This is a genomic window from Clostridium sp. 19966 (genome assembly GCF_032335695.1).
GTDB lineage: Bacteria > Bacillota > Clostridia > Clostridiales > Clostridiaceae > JACTOJ01.
Window position 1 is genome coordinate 204,635 of the sequence record NZ_JACTOJ010000005.1, and the last position, 21,670, is coordinate 226,304.

The 21,670-nt window shown below is 31.1% G+C and carries 22 protein-coding genes; 3 read left to right on the forward strand and 19 right to left on the reverse strand.

What is annotated here, in order from left to right; translation table 11 throughout:
* Window position 1 precedes the first annotated feature (1 nt).
* The 10 genes from smc to pta all read right to left on the reverse strand — a co-directional run bounded on the left by smc (window position 2) and on the right by pta (window position 10,557).
* Window positions 2-3,559 carry a chromosome segregation protein SMC gene (gene smc / locus IAI10_RS07270; protein ID WP_315672629.1) on the reverse strand — a complete coding sequence of 1,186 codons (3,558 nt, stop codon included), beginning with the start codon at window positions 3,557-3,559 and terminating at the stop codon, window positions 2-4.
* Window positions 3,560-3,855: 296 nt separating this feature from the next.
* A complete protein-coding gene (locus tag IAI10_RS07275; RefSeq protein WP_315672630.1) occupies window positions 3,856-4,116 on the reverse strand; it encodes a stage V sporulation protein S in 261 nt (86 codons plus the stop codon).
* 49 nt (window positions 4,117-4,165) lie between these two features.
* Window positions 4,166-5,251, reverse strand: coding sequence for a radical SAM protein (locus tag IAI10_RS07280; RefSeq protein WP_315672631.1), 1,086 nt, complete (start codon window positions 5,249-5,251; stop codon window positions 4,166-4,168).
* Between the two features lie 4 nt (window positions 5,252-5,255).
* A complete protein-coding gene (gene rnc, locus IAI10_RS07285; RefSeq protein ID WP_315672632.1) occupies window positions 5,256-5,948 on the reverse strand; it encodes a ribonuclease III in 693 nt (230 codons plus the stop codon).
* Between the two features lie 66 nt (window positions 5,949-6,014).
* Window positions 6,015-6,248 (reverse strand): acyl carrier protein, encoded by a 234-nt coding sequence (acpP, locus tag IAI10_RS07290; RefSeq protein WP_315672633.1) that lies wholly within the window; start codon window positions 6,246-6,248, stop codon window positions 6,015-6,017.
* 85 nt (window positions 6,249-6,333) lie between these two features.
* On the reverse strand, window positions 6,334-7,341 hold the full coding sequence (plsX, locus tag IAI10_RS07295; RefSeq protein WP_315672634.1) for a phosphate acyltransferase PlsX: 1,008 nt from the start codon (window positions 7,339-7,341) through the stop codon (window positions 6,334-6,336).
* Window positions 7,342-7,396: 55 nt separating this feature from the next.
* A complete protein-coding gene (rpmF, locus tag IAI10_RS07300) occupies window positions 7,397-7,579 on the reverse strand; it encodes a 50S ribosomal protein L32 (protein ID WP_315672635.1) in 183 nt (60 codons plus the stop codon).
* A 12-nt stretch (window positions 7,580-7,591) separates the two neighbouring features.
* Window positions 7,592-8,092 carry a DUF177 domain-containing protein gene (locus tag IAI10_RS07305; RefSeq protein WP_315672636.1) on the reverse strand — a complete coding sequence of 167 codons (501 nt, stop codon included), beginning with the start codon at window positions 8,090-8,092 and terminating at the stop codon, window positions 7,592-7,594.
* A gap of 252 nt (window positions 8,093-8,344) precedes the next feature.
* On the reverse strand, window positions 8,345-9,535 hold the full coding sequence (locus tag IAI10_RS07310) for an acetate kinase (RefSeq protein WP_315672637.1): 1,191 nt from the start codon (window positions 9,533-9,535) through the stop codon (window positions 8,345-8,347).
* Between the two features lie 17 nt (window positions 9,536-9,552).
* Window positions 9,553-10,557 (reverse strand): phosphate acetyltransferase, encoded by a 1,005-nt coding sequence (gene pta / locus IAI10_RS07315; protein ID WP_315672638.1) that lies wholly within the window; start codon window positions 10,555-10,557, stop codon window positions 9,553-9,555.
* A gap of 251 nt (window positions 10,558-10,808) precedes the next feature.
* On the opposite strand from pta, the gene IAI10_RS07320 reads away from it, so the two are divergent.
* Window positions 10,809-12,029, forward strand: coding sequence for a nucleotidyltransferase (locus tag IAI10_RS07320; protein WP_315672639.1), 1,221 nt, complete (start codon window positions 10,809-10,811; stop codon window positions 12,027-12,029).
* Window positions 12,030-12,113: 84 nt separating this feature from the next.
* On the forward strand, window positions 12,114-13,298 hold the full coding sequence (gene ylbJ, locus IAI10_RS07325; RefSeq protein WP_315672640.1) for a sporulation integral membrane protein YlbJ: 1,185 nt from the start codon (window positions 12,114-12,116) through the stop codon (window positions 13,296-13,298).
* Here ylbJ and IAI10_RS07330 read toward each other — a convergent pair.
* The 6 genes from IAI10_RS07330 to IAI10_RS07355 form a co-directional block, all read right to left on the reverse strand.
* Window positions 13,281-13,805 carry an ATPase gene (locus tag IAI10_RS07330; RefSeq protein ID WP_315672641.1) on the reverse strand — a complete coding sequence of 175 codons (525 nt, stop codon included), beginning with the start codon at window positions 13,803-13,805 and terminating at the stop codon, window positions 13,281-13,283. The two genes, ylbJ and IAI10_RS07330, sit on opposite strands and share 18 nt — an antisense overlap.
* 11 nt (window positions 13,806-13,816) lie before the next feature.
* Window positions 13,817-14,299, reverse strand: a complete 483-nt coding sequence (gene coaD / locus IAI10_RS07335) for a pantetheine-phosphate adenylyltransferase (RefSeq protein WP_315672642.1) — start codon at window positions 14,297-14,299, stop codon at window positions 13,817-13,819.
* A 15-nt stretch (window positions 14,300-14,314) separates the two neighbouring features.
* The gene (gene rsmD / locus IAI10_RS07340; RefSeq protein ID WP_315672643.1) at window positions 14,315-14,875 is read right to left on the reverse strand and encodes a 16S rRNA (guanine(966)-N(2))-methyltransferase RsmD; all 561 of its coding nucleotides are present in this window, start codon (window positions 14,873-14,875) and stop codon (window positions 14,315-14,317) included.
* Between the two features lie 135 nt (window positions 14,876-15,010).
* On the reverse strand, window positions 15,011-17,035 hold the full coding sequence (gene recG, locus IAI10_RS07345) for an ATP-dependent DNA helicase RecG (RefSeq protein WP_315672686.1): 2,025 nt from the start codon (window positions 17,033-17,035) through the stop codon (window positions 15,011-15,013).
* Window positions 17,036-17,109: 74 nt separating this feature from the next.
* The gene (locus tag IAI10_RS07350; RefSeq protein ID WP_315672644.1) at window positions 17,110-18,750 is read right to left on the reverse strand and encodes a DAK2 domain-containing protein; all 1,641 of its coding nucleotides are present in this window, start codon (window positions 18,748-18,750) and stop codon (window positions 17,110-17,112) included.
* A 13-nt stretch (window positions 18,751-18,763) separates the two neighbouring features.
* On the reverse strand, window positions 18,764-19,111 hold the full coding sequence (locus IAI10_RS07355; RefSeq protein ID WP_315672645.1) for an Asp23/Gls24 family envelope stress response protein: 348 nt from the start codon (window positions 19,109-19,111) through the stop codon (window positions 18,764-18,766).
* A gap of 286 nt (window positions 19,112-19,397) precedes the next feature.
* Here IAI10_RS07355 and rpmB point away from each other — a divergent pair, with 286 nt between their 5' ends.
* Window positions 19,398-19,589: a 50S ribosomal protein L28 gene (gene rpmB, locus IAI10_RS07360; RefSeq protein WP_315672646.1), complete on the forward strand. Its 192-nt coding sequence runs from the start codon at window positions 19,398-19,400 to the stop codon at window positions 19,587-19,589.
* Window positions 19,590-19,893: 304 nt separating this feature from the next.
* On the opposite strand, the gene IAI10_RS07365 is transcribed toward rpmB, so the two are convergent.
* The 3 genes from IAI10_RS07365 to rsgA form a co-directional block, all read right to left on the reverse strand.
* Window positions 19,894-20,058, reverse strand: a complete 165-nt coding sequence (locus IAI10_RS07365) for a hypothetical protein (protein ID WP_315672647.1) — start codon at window positions 20,056-20,058, stop codon at window positions 19,894-19,896.
* 88 nt (window positions 20,059-20,146) lie between these two features.
* The gene (locus IAI10_RS07370; protein ID WP_315672648.1) at window positions 20,147-20,782 is read right to left on the reverse strand and encodes a thiamine diphosphokinase; all 636 of its coding nucleotides are present in this window, start codon (window positions 20,780-20,782) and stop codon (window positions 20,147-20,149) included.
* Window positions 20,783-20,794: 12 nt separating this feature from the next.
* A complete protein-coding gene (gene rsgA, locus IAI10_RS07375; RefSeq protein WP_315672649.1) occupies window positions 20,795-21,664 on the reverse strand; it encodes a ribosome small subunit-dependent GTPase A in 870 nt (289 codons plus the stop codon).
* Window positions 21,665-21,670 lie beyond the last annotated feature (6 nt).

Genomic DNA, 21,670 nt, shown 5'->3' on the forward strand with positions numbered 1-21,670 from the left:
ATTATCTATTCAAATCTACAGATACTATTTTAGAAACTCCTTTTTCTTCCATGGTGACACCATATAAGATATCACTTGCTTCCATGGTACCTTTTCTATGCGTTATAACTATAAATTGCGTATTTCCAGAAAAGCTTTTAAGAAATTCTGCATATCTCGATACATTAGCATCATCCAAAGCTGCTTCTATTTCATCCAAGATACAAAAAGGAGTAGGTTTCATTTTTAGTATTGCGAATAAGAGAGCAATTGCAGAGAGCCCCTTCTCTCCTCCAGACATAAGGTTTATATTCTGAAGTTTCTTACCTGGAGGTTGAACATTTATATCTATTGCTGCAGTAAGCTCATCTCCATCACCTAATATCAAATCTGCACTTCCACCTTTAAATAATTCTCTAAAAGTTTCATTAAAATAAAGCTTAAGCTTATTGAAATTTTCATTAAATACTTCTTTCATCTTAGATGTCATTTCGCCTATAACATCAATAAGTTCTTGCTTTGCGTCCATTAAATCATTTTTTTGTGAATTCATAAAACTATACTTTTCTGATATATCTTTATATTCTTCAATAGCACCTAGATTCACTACTCCTAATTTTGATATCGCAAACTTTAACGAGTCAATTTCTTTTTTAATACTTTCTTCTTCTAGGATATCTTTCTTATATTTTTGAGCTTCCGCAATGGTCATTTTGTAATCTTCATTTAATCGGGTTAATAGTGCGTCCATCTCAATACTTATTTTAGTTAAAGTTATTTCTAACTTATGCTTTTCATTTTCTTTAACACTTAAAGCTTTTTCTAAATCTTCCAATTCTACTTCATTATTTTTTATATTTCCCTTTAAATTTATTCTTTGGACTTCATGTTCCTTAAATTTATCTTCAAAAACCTCTATAATTTGAGATAACTCCTTAAGTTTAGAATTATTCAATTCTATATTATCTTTACTTATATTTATGTTTTCTTCAGAATTAGAAATATCTTTTCCCATATTCTTTATTTTAATTTCAGATTCTTCTAGCTCTCTAGACATTCTCTCCAGCTCTCTTATATTGTTACTAACAATTTCATCTATTTGAGCCTTATTTATTTTAAATTCTGTATGCTGCTCTCTTATTTTATTTAATTCAATTCGTTTTTCTTCCAGCTTATTTTGAATTGACAAAAGACTGTCTTTATTATTCTTTTCAGCTATTTCGAACTTTTCAATCTTTATTTTTAGCTCTTCCATATCACCAGTATATTTTTTAAGTCTTTCGTCTAAGGATGCCATTTCAGTATCCGAGGACTTTATACTGCTTGCCAACCTGTCAGTTTCTTTTACTATACTGCTTATTTTACCATGGAGCTTTGTTATTTCTATTTCATTAGAATGAATTTCATCCTTAAAATTTAATATTTCATTATCTAGTTTTGATATATCATTCTTAAGTTTATTATTATCATCATTTAGTATTTTGATTTCCTCTTTTACCTTAGTAAGCTTTTCACCTAATTCTTCAATTTCTCTTTTTCTTCCTATTATATTATTTCCTTTATATTGAGCACTACCACCTGTTAATGAACCTCCAGAGTTTACCACTTCACCCGTCAAGGTTACAATTCTATAACTATAGGAAGTCTTTTTAGCTATATTTAAGGCATTATCTAGTGTATCGCATATAATAGTCCTTCCCAATACATATTCTATAGCAGCTCTAAATAAATTTTCGTATTTTACTAAGTCACTTGCTACTCCAATGTATCCTGACATACTAGTTATGTTTTTATCTAATTGCAGCTTTTTTGCTTGTATTATGTTCAAAGGAAGAAAAGTTGCTCTGCCTAGCCTATTTGCTTTAAGATAATTAATAAGAACTTTGGCAATACTGTCCTCTGAAGTTATTATATTAGAAATAGCACCACCAATAGCAGTTTCCATAGCGGTTTCAAATTTACTTTCTACTCGTATTACTTCTCCTAATAAGAAAGTATTATTTTTTGCTTGAGGTATTTTACTATTTTCAATATCCCCCATAAGTATTTTAACTGCCCTGTTATATCCCTCAAAGTTTTTTTCTAAATTTATTAGAGCATTTCTATTAGCTTCTATCACATGAGAATCTGTTATTATTTTTTTATAGATTGATTCTTTTTCAGCTAGTAGCTTTGTAAGCTTTTGCAATTCCTTTCGCTTACTTTGTATATTAATTTCAGCATCATTAATTTTCTGATGAAGATTGCTTTCTTCAGTTCTTAGTCCTTCCAAAGTTAAGGTATTTATCTTTAGAGAATTAAAATAATCTTCTTTAACTGATTTTATTTGTTCTTGTCTTTTAATAATGTTATCATAATTTATTTCAGAGGCATTTACTGCATTTTTTAAATCTGTTATTCCTCTAACTATTTCCACTTGATCATTTTTACGATTTTCTATTTCTTTCTCATAATTCTCAGATTCTCCCGTGACAGATACTATACTGTTTTCCAAACTTTTTATTTGCTCATTCAAATAGATCTGCTTTTGCTTGTTTATTTCAAGTTCTTTTTCAGAAGAGTCCTTGCGAAGCATCTGTTCCTGCAGACTTGATTTTAGCTCTCGTATATCAGCTTCATATTTACTTATGTATTCCTTTAAATTGTTTATTCTTTCCTCCATTACATTATTATTAGCTGTTATTTTTTGTTTCAAATCAATAGAAGAGTAATATTCTTGTTTTTCCTGTGCATTTTGATTATCAAGCTTTTCTAGTTCCACATTAAGTTCACTTATATTATCTTTAATATCGTCTTTCTTTATATCTATATCATAAATTTCCTTATCGAAATTTTCTTTTCTACTTTCCAGCTCTTTTATTTCTTTTTCATTTTTGCTATGCAAATGTATTATTACTGCTACTTCTTTTTCCTTTAAATGATTTGATATTTCCAAAAATCTCTCGGCTTTTTCATTTTCTATCCTTAGAGGTTCCAATCTTTCCTCATAAGTAGATAATATATCGTTTATTCTAACAAGATTTTGTTCAGTATTATCCAATTTTTTTTCTGCTTCTTCTTTTCTTGTCTTAAACTTTACTATACCAGCTGCTTCTTCAAACAGTGTTCTTCTCTCTTCAGGTCTTCCGCCTAGTATTGCTTCAATTTTGCCTTGTCCTATTATAGAATATCCTTCTTTTCCTATTCCAGTATCCATAAATAATTCTTGTATGTCTTTCAGCCTGCACTGAGTATTATTTATATAATATTCACTTTCCCCAGATCTATATAGACGCCTTGAGACAGTGACATCTGAATATTCTAGCGGCAATTCATAATCACTATTATCAAGTGTTATTGATACCTGTGCAAGCCCTAGTGGCTTTCTATATTGTGTGCCGGCAAATATTACATCCTCCATTTTGCCACCACGCAAACTCTTAATACTTTGCTCTCCTAAAACCCATCTTACAGCATCAGAAATATTGCTTTTTCCACTGCCATTTGGTCCAACTACTGCGGTAACTCCATTTTTAAATTTTAATTCTATCTTATCAGCAAAGGACTTAAATCCTCTAATCTCAAGTGTTTTAAGAAACATAAGTTCACTCCTATTCTAGAATATGCTGGCTATAATTGATAGTAACAATGATATAACAACCAAAATGATTATTGCAAAAGTTATATTTTTTCTAGTTTTCACTTTCATATTTCATTAACCTCCTATGATACTAGAAGAATATTTCCACATTATATAGTTTATAGTATACATAATAAAATATCAATTACTTGAATAAATTGATGCTAGTATTTTAATAGGTTTTTAAATATTTATTCTTACTAAGTCTCACGATAAAAATAGCCTCATGCATAAAGCATGAGGCCTTATTTTTACCATTATCTTGGTTCTACGATAAATTTTATTGCTGTCCTTTCTTCTCCTTCAATAGTTATTTCAGAAAATGCAGGAACTACAACAAGATCAATTCCATTAGGTGCTACAAAACCTCTAGTGATTGCTATAGCTTTAACAGCTTGATTAACTGCTCCAGCACCCACAGCCTGAACCTCTGCTGCGGTATTTTCTCTAAGCACTGCTGCCAAAGCACCTGCTACGGATTTTGGTTGAGATTGAGCTGACACTTTTAATACTTCCATAAAAAGAACCCTCCCTAAATATATAAATAGATAATGTTATAGATTAATTCTATAAATTGGGAATAATTCCTTCTTTAACTTTTCTCGCTATGTGCTCTTCAATCGACACATTCCAGCATCTATCATTTGTATGAAATACAAGACTGCCTTGCATAGTTTCATGTGCAGCTTCAATCGTAAGCTTTTGTGTTGTAAGTTGCTTTTTCATGTCGTTAAAAATTTCTTTTTTATTAGTATAAAGTTTTGATATATCTTTCCAATTAATCAATACTTTTACTTCAGAACTTATATTGTCAAGTTCTTCTTTAATGGTTTCAGAGTAAATAGTTCCTTCAACTAATTCTCTGAAAGCAGGATGATAAGGACCTGTTACTATGTCTCTTCCCTCAGCAATATTTTCAGTAGCTTGGAGTCCAACTCTAAGTATCTTAATATTATTAAAAATAAGAAGAGAATAGATATCTTTTGATATCTCAACCGCTTGTTTTAATGAATAGGGTTTATAGATGCCTTGTTCATACATTCGTTCCATAGGTGTATCCTTTAAAACTAGAGCTGGATATATTCTGAACATATCAGGCTGAAGCTCTATACACTCAAGTGCACTTTTAATATCTTTCGTATGATTGTCACCAGGAAGACCTATCATAAGTTGATGACCAAGAGTAAATCCATATTCTTTAATTAATCTGGAAGCCTTAATAGTATCCTCTTTAACATGTCCCCTTCCAGAAAGCTTAAGTACCTCATCATCCATGGATTGAACTCCTAGTTCGATTATATCTACTGAATACTTCTTTAGTCTGTCTAGTGTTGCTTCATCTATACAGTCAGGTCTAGTAGATAATCTAATATAATCAACAAAGCCTAACTTTTTATATTGATAAGCTACAGCCAAAAGTTCCTCTTGCTTTTTATAGTTTATAGCTGTAAAGGTACCTCCAAAAAATGAAACCTCTACAGTGGAATTGTCTCTAACTATAGTACTTAAATATTCCTTCACTATGCTATCTACATGTTCAGCTGTCACACTGCTATCCATACCTGTTATGGAATTTTGATTGCAAAACACACAATTATGAGGACATCCTTCATGCGGAACAAATATCGGAATAATGTAATGTGACTTACCCATGATTTCACTCCATTCTCATAAGAGCATACTTAGCGGCCATTTGTTCTGCCTCTTTCTTACTAAAGCCCTCTCCTTTTCCTATAACTTCCTCGTTTACAAAAACACTAACAAAAAATTTTCTTCTATGAGGAGGCCCTTCATATTTGTCAAGACTATAGTTTATAGATACTTCTCCATTTTTCTGTAATAATTCTTGAAGCTTAGTTTTATAATCTAAAATTATTTGATTTTTATTAGCTTTTTCAATTATTAGCGAAAATACATTTATAATAAATTCTTTTACGGTCTCAAAACCTTTATCCAAATATATTGCTGCAATAATGGCTTCTACGCAATCTGCTTGGATAGAAATTCTTTGCCTCCCACCGGTAAGCTCTTCACCTTTACTCATAAATATATATTTTCCTAGATTCCATGTTAGCGCAATCTCATAAAGAGAATTTTCGCATACTATAAGTGATCTGACTTTTGTAAGCTCACCCTCACTTTTATCTTTATAATTTCTATATAAGTATTCTGTTATAACTAATTGAAGAACCGAATCTCCTAGAAATTCTAATCTTTCATTATACACAACATCTTTTTTTTGATTAGCATAGGAACTATGAGTGATAGCAGCTACTAAAAGTGTTTTATCCGAAAACACTATATTTAACTTATTCTCAAGTTCACTAACATTTCTAACATCATATTTCATATGAAATCCTCTTTCTTTACGGAATAATTTATATAATTAAAGCCCCGTACTTCACGGGACTTAATACTATTCCTCTGTATGAGACTTTATGTATTCCACTACATCAGATACAGTGGTGATTTTTTCAACTTCCTCATCAGGAATTTCTAAATCAAACTCATCTTCAAGTGCCATAATAAGTTCAACCAAATCAAGAGAATCTGCACCTAAATCATCTATGAAAGCTGCTTCCAGTGTTATCTCATCTTTTTCTAGACTTAACTTATCAGCTATTATTTCTTTTACTTTTTCAAACACCATGATATCACCTCCTAAAGAAATCTACAATTAGATAATAGTATATAAGCCCCTGTACGTCAATATAATAATTAATTATTCATTAAAATTATTGCGCATCTTTCAAATTATTTTCTAATATTTTTTGCTTTATTTTAAGTATAATTCCATTTCTATGTAATAATTCTGCTTGTTTTACTGCATTTTTAAATGCTCTGGCATCAGAGCTTCCATGGGCTTTTATGCATATTCCTTCCACACCTAAAAATGGAGCTCCACCAACTTCTTTGTAGTCAAATTTTTTCTTAAACTTGCTAAATACGGGTTTTAGCATTAATCCGCCTAATTTTGTTCTTGTACTGGACATTATCTCCTGTTTCAGCATGTCAAAAATATTAGCAGCTACACCCTCATAGGTTTTTAATATGGTGTTTCCTACAAAGCCATCGCAAACTAAAACATCCACATCTCCAGTAGGAATATCTCTTGGTTCTACATTACCCACAAAATTTAGATTTGAATCTTTTAAAAGCTTATAGCTAGCTTTAGTAAGTTCATTTCCTTTTTCTTCTTCAGTACCAATATTCACCAGTCCAACTTTAGGATTATTTATCATCATTACATTTTCCATGTAAATTTGACCCATAATCCCAAATTGTACAAGATTTTCAGGATTCATATCTACATTAGCTCCGCTGTCAATAACCATGAAGGATTTGTTTTTTCCAGGCATAATAGGCGCTAATGCAGGCCTTTGTATCCCTTTTATTCTGCCCACTGTAAACAGTGCCCCAGCTAAGAACGCTCCTGTACTTCCTGCAGATATTACAGCATCACAATCTTTTTCTTTAACTAATCTTAAGGCTATAGCCATACTAGAATTTTTCTTTTTTCTTATAGCCATGGCAGGATGCTCATTAGGATCTATAACTTCAGCAGACTCTAAAATTTCTATTTTAGATTGATCAAATTGATATTTAGATATCTCCTGCTGCAATCTATCCTTAGGGCCCACCATTACTATAGTTACATCCAATTCATTTAATGCTTGAATACAACCATCTACTACCGCTGATGGTGAATTATCTCCTCCCATAGCATCAACTGCTATTCTCATAAAATCATCCCTCTTCCCTATTTTTTCTAAAATAAAAGAAAGTCAATGACTTTCTTTATTTTTCAGTACTAACTATTTCTTTTCCCTTATAAAAACCACAATTCTTACATACTCTGTGTGCAAGTTTCATTTCGTGGCATTGTGGGCATTCAACAATACCAGGTGCACTTAATTTAAAAGTCTGTGCTCTTCTTGAATCTCTTCTCGCTTTAGAGAATCTTCTAGCTGGATTTCCCATTGTTACACCTCCTTATTCACTAAAAAAAAGATCTTTAAGCTTAGCCAATCTAGGATCAATTTCTGCGGATTCGCATCTACAATCAGCATGATTTTTATTACCACCACATACTGGACATAAGCCCTTACAATCTTCGCTACACAACTTCTTAATGGGTAATGATATTAAAATATCATTCTCTATTATCTCAGTTATATTTAATTTATCACTATCAACAATGACTAAAGTATCATCATCGTTGTTAGGAACTAATGAAATTTTTTCGTGTATTTCAAGATTCAATGGAGACTCAAATATTTCCAAACATCTCGAACACACCAATTTTAAGCTACCTGTTACATTTCCATCCAGATATATAATATCACTTAATAAGTTTAAACTTCCGACGAAGTTTATAGGTAATAGTGTACTAACTTCTGGGTTCTCAATAAATATGTCATTGGGTTCAATAACAAAAGCTAAATCCTTCTTTACTTTCTTATTTTTTACTATATCGTCAACGTAAATAAACATATGTTAAAACTCTGAAGAATTCTCTCCTTACGCATAAGCGTTTATGTAGTAATCTACATAGCTCGAGTAAAGCTTGAATTTCACCCCTTATATAATTATTTTTTCAGTAGCCACAATTTATTATATAAAGGAGATTGGTAAAAGTCAAGTTATATAATTTTATTTAAGGAAAATCGATGATTAAAAGTTTTTATTTATAAAAAATAGTTGTGCTTGTAAAAATATTTACTTTGCACAACTATTAAATCTAAATTACTTTGATAAATTTAAAGTGTCTCTTGCAATCATTAATTCCTCATCAGTAGGAATAACAAATACTTTGACTTTAGCATCCTTAACGCTGATATCACAATCTTCTCCTGGTGCTTCGTTCTTAACTTCATCAATTGAAATTCCTAAGAATTCAAGTCCTTCACAAGAATATTTTCTTATTATTGATGCATTTTCACCAAGACCTGCTGTAAATACCACAGCATCAACTCCACCCATAGCAGCTGCATAAGCACCTATATATTTTTTTACTCTATAAGTAAAAATCTTTATAGCAAGCTGTGCTCTTGGATTTCCCTGTTCTGCAGCAGATCTAACATCTCTAAAATCACTGCTGACACCTGAAATTCCAAATATTCCTGATTTTTTATTAAGTATTTCATCTACTTCTTTTATGCTATATCCATCATCCAATAAGTATTTTATTATAGCTGGATCTAAATCTCCGCTTCTTGTTCCCATAGCAAGCCCTTCAAGAGGAGTAAATCCCATACTTGTATCTACAGATATACCGCCTTTTACAGCAGCTACACTAGCACCATTTCCTAAATGGCAAGTAATTATTTTTGTATCTTTTACATCTTTTTTAAGAAGATCTGCTGCTAATTTTGAAACATATTTATGAGATGTCCCATGGAAGCCATATCTTCTTATTTTCTTTTGTTCATATAATTCATATGGCAAAGCATAAAGATAAGCTTCTTCAGGCATATTTGCATGAAAAGCTGTATCGAAAACAGCTACCATAGGAACTCCTGGCATAATAGCTTTACAAGCCTCTATTCCAATTAAATTCGGTGGGTTATGAAGAGGTGCTATTTTGATGCATTCCTCAAGAGCTTTCATTACAGCCTCATCTATAAGAACGGACTTAGCATATTTTTCTCCTCCATGAACCACTCTGTGTCCAACTGCCCCAATCTCATTAGTGTCCTTTATCACTCCATGCTCAACATCTACAAGAGCTTGTATAACTGTTTCTATAGCCTCCTTATGGTCTTTAAGAGGTTTTTGAATTACAAAATTTTCTCTTCCACTAACCTTTTGAGTTAATATAGATCCCTCTATGCCTATTCTTTCAACTAAGCCCTTAGCTAAAACACTTTCATTATCCATGTTAAAAAGTTGATACTTCAAAGAAGAACTTCCGCAGTTTACAACTAATACTTTCATAATTTCACCTCATTATGTTAAATATTTTTTTGAGCTTGAACAGCAGTAACAGCAACAACATTAACTATATCATCTGAGCTGCATCCTCTTGATAAATCGTTGATAGGTCTAGCAAAGCCTTGACATATTGGTCCAATAGCCTCAGCTTTAGCAAAACGCTGAACAAGTTTATATCCTATGTTTCCAGCCTGTAAGTCAGGGAATATAAGTACATTAGCGCCTCCAGCTACCTTACTGTTAGGAGCCTTTTGATCAGCAACCTTTCTTACTATCGCAGCATCTAACTGAAGTTCACCATCTATTAATAAATCGGGTCTCTTTTGTTTAGCTATTTCAGTAGCATTTCTAACTTTAGTAACCACCTCGTGATCTGCACTTCCCATGGTTGAGAAGGAAAGCATAGCTACCTTTGGTTCTTCAATTCCACATAAACTTCTAGCTGTCTCAGCTGTAGCAATAGCTATGGAAGCTAATTGATCTTCATTAGGAGAAGGATTAACTGCACAATCTGAAAACACTAATAAACCTTCCTCACCAAATTGACAATCTGGAACCATCATTATAAAAAAGCTGGATACTACAGAAACTCCTGGTGCTGTTTTTATTATTTGAAGACCTGGTCTTAAAAGATCTCCAGTAGTATGAACTGCTCCAGAAACCATGCCGTCTGCATATCCAAGCTTAGCCATCATAGTACCAAAGTATAAAGGATCTCTAACTATCTTATCAGCTTTCTCTATAGTCATGCCTTTATTTTTTCTTAATTCATAAAATTCATTCGCAAAAATTTCAGTGTATTCACTGTCAGCAGGATCCACAATTTCTACGCCTTCGATATTAGCGCCTATTTCCTTTGATTTATTTAATATGCTTTCTCTGCTGCCTACTAATGTTAATTTTGCAAGTCCATTTTTAACTATTTTTTCACAAGCAAGAAGAGTCCTCTCTTCATCTCCCTCTGGCAGCACTATCTTTTTTATATCTTGTTGTGCTAATTGCCAAATCTTTTTCATTAATTCCATGTTCATATCTCCTTTCAAAACTTCTGCACATATATAAATATACTCCTCATATCGTATATTTTTCAACAAAAATTAATAAAATACTTTGAAAGAGACAATGTTTTTTAATTCAGAAAATTATTAATGTTCTTTTATTTGAATAATACTTTAAAAAATCTATTTTTAATACGCTTTACAATATTGTATTTATAAATGTATATTATATAATATCAGTAATTTTAATAATTAATATGTATATAGGAGATGTTTTAATGCGAATATCCGCTATAGTTAGTGAATATAATCCTCTTCATGCAGGTCACAAATATCATATAGAAAAGACAAAAGAAATTACTCAATGTGATGCTGTTATCTGCATAATGAGCGGTAATTTTGTACAAAGAGGCGAACCTGCTATAATAGACAAATGGCATAGAGCAGAAATGTCTTTAAATGAAGGTATAGATTTAGTAATAGAACTTCCATGCATATACTCCTTAGCAAGTGCAGAACTGTTTGCTATGGGCGCTATAAAAATATTAAATAAACTATCTGTAGTAAATTATTTGTGCTTTGGGAGCGAATCCGGAAATGTAAATAAACTAAAAAAAATTGCTTATATACTGCATAGTGAGCCAGAGGAATTTAAAGTTAACTTGAAAAAAAATTTATCTTATGGAATGTCTTTTCCTTCAGCACGTGAAAAATCTCTTTTTCATTATTTATCAAATAATGAAAACCTTATTGATGATGACTTATCCAATGTATTAAAATCTTCTAATAACATATTAGGTATAGAATATTGCAAGAGCCTTATAAGGAGTTCATCAAATATAACCCCTTATACCATAGAGAGAATAGGCAGTGACTACAACAGTGAAGAAATACAAAAAACCTTTTCAAGTGCCACAGCTATTAGAAAATATATAAAGAATAAGAATGTGAAAGAAGTAGAACCATACCTAACAAAAGTAAGTTTGAATATGATTAGAGAACTTATAAATAAAGACTATGATTTTGCATTTTCAGAAAAAATCTTTGATTTTATTAAATACAAGATGCTTACAGAAAAGTATCCTACAATAAAAAATTTACCCGATTGCAGCGAAGGTTTAGATAACAGAATTTATTCAAGTCTAGTTAATTCAGCATCTTTAGCAGAATTAATAAATAATACAAAAACCAAAAGATATACTTATACTAGGATAAGCAGGCTCCTTCATCAATATTTCATAGGTTTTGAAACCTTTGATATACAAAAAATAATTAATTCAGATATTGATTACATAAGAGTGCTTGGACTTAACACTAAGGGTGCAGAAATATTAAAAAAATTAAAACAAAATACTAATATAAATATTATTAATAAAGTTCCTAAAAATATATTATCTCCTATGTTGAACCTTGATATACTTAGTACAAAGGCCTATAGCGTAGTAAATAACTCAATAAAATATAATGAAGATTATTTAAAAAGTCCAATAATTTACTAAATGATATAATAAATCTTAAAAGTTGTAATAAATAATTTTCTCCTTAATTATATATAACTAGATAAATAAAATTAAGGAGGATTTATGTTAGCTATACTAATTTGCTTAATTATCGCCATTATTATATTAGTCTTGTATTTATCAAAGTCATTAAACATCAATAGAATAATTATTTTTATATGTACTTTCTTTATAATATATTTTATAGCTCTTCCTAAAACTTGTATTAATTCCACCATATCTGGTACTAAAATGTTTTTTGTATCTGTTTTTCCTTCATTATTCGCATTTCTTATAATCTGCAATATATTAATAAAATATAACGGAATTAACATATATGCTAAAATTATAGGAAAACCGCTTTGTGCCCCACTTAGGTTGCCGGCATCTTGCAGCCTTGTACTTATTATAAGCGCATTATGCGGATACCCTCTTGGAGCAAAATACAGCTCTGAACTTTATGATAAAAAAATTATAGACTTTAATACTTTTGAGAGATTAATAAATATCGCCAGCAATGCTAGTCCAGTATTTATAGTTGGCACGGTAGGTATATCCATGCTTAATAGTAATATTATAGGTTATTTACTTCTAGCCACAAGTTACATGACTTGCATAATTATGTCTTTAATATTACCAATAAACAACAAAAATCATAATTTTAGATCAGAAAACTCCTTTAAAAAAAATAATAACGAAGATAAATCTTCGTTAAATATAGGTATAGTGCTTAAAGAAAGCATAGAGGGTTCTATTAAAAGTTCTCTTTCTATAGGCGGATATATAATATTTTTTTCCGTTATAATTGACACACTAAAAAACAGTTTTGCATCAAGATATCTATTATACCATGTGTTTGGCAATAGTATTTTCAGCAATATAATTTATTCATTATGCTTAGGATTAATCGAAATAACCAATGGCTGCAAATTGCTTTCTGAACTATCCATTCCTCTATATACTAAAGGAGTTATTATTAGCTTTCTCATGAGCTTTGGTGGACTATCAATCTTATCACAGGTATATTCTTTTCTGTGTAAGTACCAAAATATTTCAATAAAAAAATATATAAGAAGAAAATTATTGCAGGGATGCATATCATCTATGGTTTTTTCAATACTATTCTTTAGCTTTGAAAGCTACAGTACTCTCTCAACATTTTATGCAGAAAAAACTAATAGCATTTCTCCATTATACATACTGCCATTATTGATTCTGATTATACCTATGCTGCTATTTAGGATGAAAAGGTTATTTCATATTTCTTAATTCCTTTACATTATCCCTTATGGTGTTAGAAGTGCTGGCAGAACTATCTGCTATGCTCTTCATAAACCCTTCAATATTTTCTTTCATACTTCCCATCATGGTTTTTATCTTCTCTTGAATTTCATTATCTAATTGGCACAATATTTCATCAGCATAATCTCTAGCTCCTAATCTAATAGCTTTTGCATCCCTCTGTGCCTGAGATATTATTTCTTGAGATTTTATGGTAGCCTCTTTGGTAATATCATGATTTTCAACTTGTTTTCTAAGCATGTCCATGGTCTGCTTTTTAACATCTTCGTACTCTTTATTTGCTTCTGATAATATTCTCTCTTTTTCAGAAATCACCCACTGTGCTTTTTTGAATTCATCTGGAAGATAATTCACTATTTGATCAATTATGTCAACCACTTCATTTTTATCTACTAGAACTTTACCTGTCATAGGAACCTTAGATGCATTTTCTAATATATCCTGAAGATATTCCAATAACTGGAGAACGTCCATTTATAACCCTCCTACTTGCTATTAATTTTTTTTATGATATCATCTATTATTTCGTCAGGAACAAGTCCTTTTATGCACCCTCCGAACATAGCTACCTGTTTAACTGAAGAAGAGCTTAAATAGGAATATTTAGCATTAGTCATCATAAACATGGTTTCAATGCTGGAATCAAGCTTATTGTTCATAAGAGCAGTTTGGAATTCATACTCAAAGTCAGACAAAGCTCTAAGACCTCTTATTATTACTTTACACTCTTTTTTCCTCATAAAACTAGTAAGTAATCCGCTAAAGCTTTCAACTTTAACATTGGAATACGGCTGTACAACTCTCTTAATAAGTTCAACCCTTTCCTCGATACTAAATAATCCTTTTTTATCCGGATTTATAAGAACGGCAACTATTACTTCATCAAACACCTTAGAAGCTCTCTTAATGATATCTTTGTGTCCATTGGTTACTGGGTCAAAGCTTCCTGGATAAACTGCAACTTTCATTTTGTCCTCCTAATGTTACTCTTCTATAAAATATTTATAAAAGCAAACTATTGTATGACCATATTTTCTATAATTAATTAATTTAAGGTTAAGATACCCCTCATAAATTTCTTCTGTAGAATCAATCTTAGTAACAATCAGTCCATCATAATTTAATAAACCATTGTTAAAAACTAATTCTATAGCCTTTGGAATCATATTTTTAAGATATGGAGGATCTATAAATATTAAATCTAATTTTTCTCCTTCTTTACCTAAAAAATTTAGAACATCATATGAATCCATATTAAGGCATCTGCATTTATCTTCAAAGCCCAAATTAGTCACATTTTTCTTAAGCAGGCTAAAGGTTCCTGAATGCTTATCTACGAGTATACAGCTTTTAGCCCCTCTGCTTACAGCTTCTAGACCTAGGCTTCCTGTTCCCGCAAAAACATCTAATGCTCTGCTAAAAGGTACCTTATTTTGAATTATATTAAACATAGCTTCTTTTACTCTATCTAGAGTAGGTCTGGTCTGCATGCCTTCAGGGGGTAATAAATTCCTACCCTTTGCAATGCCAGCAATAACTCTCATTTATTTTCCTCCTGAATATTTATTAATGTCACTATATTTAAATTGGTAACAAACAATGCCATATTTGATATTTTACCATATAGCTTTTACATATACAATTAATCTTTGTTTTATTTATATCATTTGATAAAAAACCTAATTAAGACATATGTATTTCGTGTCTTCTGCAATACTATCATAAACATCTGATAATAGCTTTATATGCTTCTCTCTATGCTCTAATATATTTCTTGCTTCCTGATTAGCTACTTTAAGTATTTCAGCATCTTCATATATATCAGCTATAGCGAGTTCTGTCATATCACCGCTCTGTTTTATTCCAAATATGTCACCAGTCCCTCTAATTTTCATATCTTCCTCTGCTATTTTGAACCCATCTGTATTTTCTGTCATTATCTTCATTCTTTTTTTAGTAATATTGTTTTTGGATTCAGAAATAAGTATGCAATAAGATTCGTACTCTCCTCTTCCAACTCTTCCTCTCAATTGGTGTAATTGAGCAAGCCCGAATCTTTCCGCATTCTCTATTAACATAACAGAAGCATTTGGTACATTTATTCCTACTTCTATAACAGTTGTAGAAATCAATACTTTTATTTCACCAGCCTTAAAAGCTTGCATTATGCTATCTTTGTCGGCATTTTTCATTTTTCCGTGTAAAATTGAAATTGAATCCTTAATAAAATATTCTTTTTTTAGTTCTTCGTATAATATTTCCGCTGACTTTAGAGGTAATTCTTGATTTTCCTCTATTAATGGGCATACTACATAAGCCTGTCTTCCTGCATCTATTTGTTCTTTAATAAATTTATAAGCTTCAGCTCTCTTATTATCGTTTATTAAAATTGTTTTTATACTCTTTCTTCCTTTTGGAAGTTCATCTATTATTGATATATCCATATCTCCATATAGAAATAAAGATAATGTCCTAGGGATAGGTGTAGCACTCATAACTAGCATATCTATATTCTCACCTTTATTCATAATTTTAGCTCTCTGATGAACTCCGAACCTATGCTGTTCATCTGTAACTACCATACCCAACCTTTTAAACTCTACATTATCCTCCAATAAGGCATGAGTTCCTATTATTAAATCTAAAGTTCCTTCCTGCAGCTTCTTTTTTATATCTTCCTTTTTTTTATTTGTTATGCTTCCTGTTAATAATTCTATTTTAACTCCATAGTTTTCAAAATATTTGCAAGCTTCTTCATAATGCTGCTTAGCTAATACCGCTGTAGGCGCTAGCATTACCCCTTGGTATCCATTTTTCAGCACATTTAAAAGTGCTATTAATGCTATAACAGTTTTTCCACTGCCTACATCTCCTTGTAGTAATCTGTTCATAGGATATATGCTTTTTTGATCTAATAATATTTCCCTAATAGCTCTTCTCTGAGCATTCGTGAGCTGAAAAGGCAAACTATCCCTAAATGTGGTAAGTTCCTTACATATTTTAAAAGGTATTCCCAAAGCTTTTGTCTTATTATAATTTTTAATCATAAGAACCTTTAAAGAATATATAAAAAGTTCTTGAAATTTTAACCTATATATTGAAGCTTTAAGACTAAAGTCATCCTTAGGAATGTGTATATTATGAATTGCATCATCTAGTGGAAGCAATCTAAATTTATTTACTAACTCTTCTGGAAGATTTTCATTAATTTTTACTTGTGATAGTATTTGTCTAACAAACTTTAAAATGACTATAGATGATATGCTCTTGTTGGCCGAATACCTTGGCATAATATCTTGAACAAAATTATTCTCATGTATAGTTTTGGGATTGGATATAATTTTTTTAGATCCAAAATAAGAAAGCTTGCCATAAAGTCTATAGCTCTCACCTTCTTTAAATTTACTTTTCATATAAGGCTGATTGAACCATTGTGCATATATAAGTACATCTTCATGTTTGAAGATTAAAGTTGTCATTTTCTTACCAGTTTTAGTGATTTTATCAGAATCAAATCCTATAAATATGCAATCCAATATGGTTATCCCTTGCTGTATCTCTTCTTTATTGTTACCTGAAAATTCGTAGTTTTCAGGATAATAAAGCATTAAATCCTTAATGGTATAGATATCTAATTTATTGAAGGCTTCTTTTAACCTTGGACCTACACCTTTAAGGTTCTCTATACCACTATTTAAATCCACTACCATCATCAACTCCAAAATAATAATTAATCATAAAACTAGTCATAAATAAAAAAGCCCGAAGGCTTTTTTATTTATTCTATAGCTGCAATGAAATAATAGAGAGGCTGGTTGCCCTGATACATTTGTACATCTATATCAGAATATTGCGCTTCTAATTTTTCAAGCAATTTATTTACCTTTTCTTCTTCGCAATCTTTTCCATAAAAAATTGTTATAAGCTCGCTATCTTCATTAACAGATTTATCTATGAGCCTATTACACATTTCATATATATCATTGCCTACTTCGGATATTTTGCCTTCTACAATTCCTAAAATGTCGCCTTCTTTTATGTTTACTCCATCCATTTCTGTATCTCTCACAGCATATGTAACAGATGCTGTAGTAACTCTAGTCATAGATTCTGCCATTTTTTCGCTATTTTCACTGCACTCAGCATCAGCATTAAATTCAGTTAAAGCAGTCACTCCTTGAGGTATAGATTTAGATTCTATTACTATTACATTTTTTTCACTTATTTCAGCCGCCTGTTTAGCTGCCATAATTATATTTTTATTATTCGGCAAAACGAAAATGTTTTCTGCATTTATGCTGTTTACTGCTGCCAAAATATCTTGAGTGCTAGGGTTCATAGTTTGACCACCTTCAATAACTACATCCACGCCCAAGTCTTTAAAAATACTGCTTATTCCATCTCCCATAGCAACTGAAATAAAACCATATTTCTTTAATTCCTGAACTTCTTCATGTTCTTCTGATGCAGCTTCAACTTCAGCGTCTTCCACTAAAAGATGTCTGTGCTGTTCTCTCATATTTTCAATTTTTATCTTTGTAAGCTCTCCTGCAGATAAAGCTTTTTGCAGCACAGTTCCAGGCTCATTAGTATGTATATGAACTTTAATTACATCCTCATATCCTACAACAATTATAGAGTCTCCAAAAGATTCTATCTTGCTTCTGAATTCTTCACTAGTAGTTTTTGCTGAAAGCACCATAAATTCTGTACAATATCCAAACTTAATATCTTCAATATTTATAGATTGCTGAGCAGAACTATTTACATTAGAAGCCTTTGTGCCTTTCCCTGCATCTGCACTTATATTTCCTTTTAAAGCTTCAAGCATTCCAGTTAATATAACAAGAAGTCCCATTCCACCTGCATCAACTACCTTAGCCTTTTTTAGAACAGGAAGCATATCTGGAGTTTTGTTAAGCATGACTCTAGCATGATTACAAACCTCTCCCATAAGTTTTATTATATCTTCTTCTTCACTTCCTACAGCACTCTCTCCCGCAGCTCTTACTATTGTTAGAATAGTTCCTTCTGTAGGACGCATTACAGCCTTGTAAGCGCTTATAGAGCCTTCCATAAGACTCTCTGCAAATTCTTTAGCATTAACTTCTGTCTTATTTTCTAATCCTTTGGCAATTCCTCTTAATATCTGAGATAGTATAACTCCTGAGTTGCCTCTTGCACCCATCAGTGCGCCTTTAGCTAAAGCTTTAGATATGTCATTTAAGCTTTTATCTTTCATATCCTTTATTTCATCTACAGCACTTCTGAGAGTCATAGACATATTTGTTCCGGTATCACCATCTGGTACAGGAAAAACATTCAAGGAGTTTACATACTCCATTTGATCCTCAAGGCTATTACCTGCATTTATCATCATATTATAAAAATTTTCACCATCAATTTTAACTAAACTCATTATGTCCTCCCCCTTAGACTCTTACACCTTGAACATTTACTGTAACAGATGATACTTTTATTCCTGTATGATTTTCAACATTATATTTTATTTTTTGTATTATATTATTTGCAATAACAGATATCTTGGTACCATATTGAACTATAACAAAAAGTTCAATAGCAAGTTCGTTTTCCTTATAAGCAATTTTAACTCCCTTACTAAGGTTTTCTCCTTTTATTGTTTCCCAAATTCCATCCTTTGCGCTCTTGGAAGCCATACCAACTACTCCGTAGCATTCCATAGTTGATAAGCCTACAATATTTCCAATTACATCCTCTGAATAGCTAAGTAAGCCATTTTCATTAGAAATACTAATCATTAAACTTCCTCCTTATATAAACGATTCTAAGTTAAATATCATTATTATCAACGATTTAACAGTAATAATAAATTATGTTATTTATATTACATGATATAGTCTATTTTATATTAATTGATAGATATATTCAAGTCAATTATATATTGAATATAAACCCATACAGTTAAAAAATACTGTTTCACTATTAATTTTATATTTTACTTGCATAAATTATACATTGTATGCTAAAATAATATTTGTTTGAAATGGAAGTATGTTTCTTGAGGCTAATAAGGAGGTGTTTTCAATGTCAAGAAAATGTGAAATTTGCAACAAAGGTGTTGTTTTCGGAGTACAATATAGCCATTCACACCGTCAATCAAAGAGAACATGGACTCCAAATATAAGAAAAGTTAAAGCTGTAGTAGATGGAACTCCAAAGACTGTTCATGTTTGTACTAGATGCTTACGTTCCGGAAAGGTTCAACGTGCAGTATAAGAATAAAAAAATGCAATTTTAATGATTGCATTTTTTTATTTTTGGATCTACTTTAGTGTTGAGTTTTCAATTAACTTATATTTATTTGGTATGAATAAACCACTTTTTTACCCGATTTATAAAAGAAAGCTAGAAAACTTATTGCTTTTTCATAAATTAAGTATGAAGTGGTTTATCCATATATGTTAGCTTATGTCACTTCTTAATTGTCATAGGTCATTTTCTGAGAAAAAATTTTAATATTGAAGATAAAAATTTGGGAAGCTTTACTGCTACTATTTTCATAGTACCTCCTAAAAAAATACTAATGACGGCGTGACATCAATTGCCACCCACAGTATATAAGTGCAATTCCACCTGCAGCTATCCAGCCCCATATGGGGATTATAACTGCCATTAATACACCTACTCCTACACATGTGGTAATGAGACCTACTTTTCTTCTTAATCTACAATTTAATCTCCACATGAGCCATACATCCTATCATTGTTCTATAATTATTATATTATGAAAAATCTATTTCGTGACAAAAAAATTAAAAACGGACAAGCCATTTTTAATCTTTGGTAAAAGCTACAATTATAGTTCCAGTCTCAAAATCTATTCTTACATCTTTATCCTTAAATTCATTGGAAATAGTTATTGTACTATAAGGAAACAAATCATGATTATTCAAATCATATTTAGCATTTTTAATGCTCAAGCCTTTAACCATTCCTCCAAAAGCCACTAAAGAAAAATACTTGAAGTTTGAAGGTTTAAGAGTGATTCCCTTGTTAATCATAAATATTTTATTATTTTCATCTATTATACAGGCTTCTATATTTTTTTCTAAGTAACGATATAAGAGCCCTATGTTTCCTAGAGTATGATCCATTCTAGTGCCTATGCACCCTAAAATAGTTACAGCTTTTGCCCCTAGTTCTATAGATTTTATGACTGCTAATTCTGTATCTGTATAATCTTTTTCTGCTGGATATCTTATATATACATTATTATTTTTAATATAATTATTTAGCTTTTCTTCATCTATGGAATCAAAATCTCCCAGCATTAGATTAGGGATCATATTGCTTTCGTATAGATACTCATTTCCTTTATCCACGCCTATTATATAATCCGAATCCATAGCCTCTTCTTCAATTAATTTCTTACAAGGTCTATTTCCTGCTGATACTATAAGTACTTTCATTTTTTTGCCTCTTTACGTATATTGTTGTCTTGCATTCATAATTTCGCTTAACATAGCTATATAACTTTCATATCTTTGCTTGCTGATTATACCTTCTTCCACAGCAGCTTTTATAGCACAATGTGGTTCTTTATTGTGGATACAGCTAGTAAATTTGCAAGTTTCCTGTACTCTATTAAACTCAGGGAAGCAGTATTGAAGCTCTTCTTTTGGTATACCTTTAATATCCAAGGAAGAAAATCCTGGAGTATCAACAATAAACCCATGCTCTACCTCTATGAGTTCACTGTGTCTTGTAGTATGTTTTCCTCTTCGAATCTTATCACTTACTTCACCTGTTTCCATATGATTCATACCTACAAATTTATTAATGAGAGTAGATTTTCCTGCTCCGGATGGACCGCAAAGTACTGTAACATTATCCTTTAAATTATCTATAAGCTCCTCTAAACCAATTCCTGACTTAGCTTGTATAAATATATACTTATATCCGCTTTGCCTAAAAAACTCCTCTACCTCTTTGATTTCCTCTTCATTGGCTAAATCAGATTTATTAATGCCTATCATTATTTTCAGATTTTTTCTTTCACACATTACTAAAAATTTATTTAGCAAATCGAAATTAAGATCTGGATGTTTAATGGAAAAGACTACATAAGCTTGAGTTACATTAGCTACATTAGGCCTTATAAGCTCCGAGCTTCTTTCATATATCTTTTCTATTACTCCCTTGTTGTTATTTACCTCAATTTCTACCTTATCGCCAACTAAAGGAGTAAGTTCATTATGTCTGAACTTACCCCTAGCCTTACATTCTATTACATCCGTTGATGTTTTTATATAGTAGAAACCGCCTATTCCCTTTATGATAGTTCCTATCATGTTTCC

Bases quoted from the DNA above. Each gene is read 5' to 3' on its own strand.
- smc (WP_315672629.1), bottom strand. From the start codon at position 3,559: ATGTTTCTTAAAACACTTGAGATTAGAGGATTTAAGTCCTTTGCTGAT.
- IAI10_RS07275 (WP_315672630.1), bottom strand. From the start codon at position 4,116: ATGGAAGTATTAAAAGTGTCAGCTCAATCTCAACCAAAATCCGTAGCA.
- IAI10_RS07280 (WP_315672631.1), bottom strand. From the start codon at position 5,251: ATGGGTAAGTCACATTACATTATTCCGATATTTGTTCCGCATGAAGGA.
- rnc (WP_315672632.1), bottom strand. From the start codon at position 5,948: ATGAAATATGATGTTAGAAATGTTAGTGAACTTGAGAATAAGTTAAAT.
- acpP (WP_315672633.1), bottom strand. From the start codon at position 6,248: ATGGTGTTTGAAAAAGTAAAAGAAATAATAGCTGATAAGTTAAGTCTA.
- plsX (WP_315672634.1), bottom strand. From the start codon at position 7,341: ATGAGAATAGCAGTTGATGCTATGGGAGGAGATAATTCACCATCAGCG.
- rpmF (WP_315672635.1), bottom strand. From the start codon at position 7,579: ATGGGAAATCCAGCTAGAAGATTCTCTAAAGCGAGAAGAGATTCAAGA.
- IAI10_RS07305 (WP_315672636.1), bottom strand. From the start codon at position 8,092: ATGTTTATTTACGTTGACGATATAGTAAAAAATAAGAAAGTAAAGAAG.
- IAI10_RS07310 (WP_315672637.1), bottom strand. From the start codon at position 9,535: ATGAAAGTATTAGTTGTAAACTGCGGAAGTTCTTCTTTGAAGTATCAA.
- pta (WP_315672638.1), bottom strand. From the start codon at position 10,557: ATGGAATTAATGAAAAAGATTTGGCAATTAGCACAACAAGATATAAAA.
- IAI10_RS07320 (WP_315672639.1), top strand. From the start codon at position 10,809: ATGCGAATATCCGCTATAGTTAGTGAATATAATCCTCTTCATGCAGGT.
- ylbJ (WP_315672640.1), top strand. From the start codon at position 12,114: ATGTTAGCTATACTAATTTGCTTAATTATCGCCATTATTATATTAGTC.
- IAI10_RS07330 (WP_315672641.1), bottom strand. From the start codon at position 13,805: ATGGACGTTCTCCAGTTATTGGAATATCTTCAGGATATATTAGAAAAT.
- coaD (WP_315672642.1), bottom strand. From the start codon at position 14,299: ATGAAAGTTGCAGTTTATCCAGGAAGCTTTGACCCAGTAACCAATGGA.
- rsmD (WP_315672643.1), bottom strand. From the start codon at position 14,875: ATGAGAGTTATTGCTGGCATTGCAAAGGGTAGGAATTTATTACCCCCT.
- IAI10_RS07350 (WP_315672644.1), bottom strand. From the start codon at position 18,750: ATGAGTTTAGTTAAAATTGATGGTGAAAATTTTTATAATATGATGATA.
- IAI10_RS07355 (WP_315672645.1), bottom strand. From the start codon at position 19,111: ATGATTAGTATTTCTAATGAAAATGGCTTACTTAGCTATTCAGAGGAT.
- rpmB (WP_315672646.1), top strand. From the start codon at position 19,398: ATGTCAAGAAAATGTGAAATTTGCAACAAAGGTGTTGTTTTCGGAGTA.
- IAI10_RS07365 (WP_315672647.1), bottom strand. From the start codon at position 20,058: ATGTGGAGATTAAATTGTAGATTAAGAAGAAAAGTAGGTCTCATTACC.
- IAI10_RS07370 (WP_315672648.1), bottom strand. From the start codon at position 20,782: ATGAAAGTACTTATAGTATCAGCAGGAAATAGACCTTGTAAGAAATTA.
- rsgA (WP_315672649.1), bottom strand. From the start codon at position 21,664: ATGATAGGAACTATCATAAAGGGAATAGGCGGTTTCTACTATATAAAA.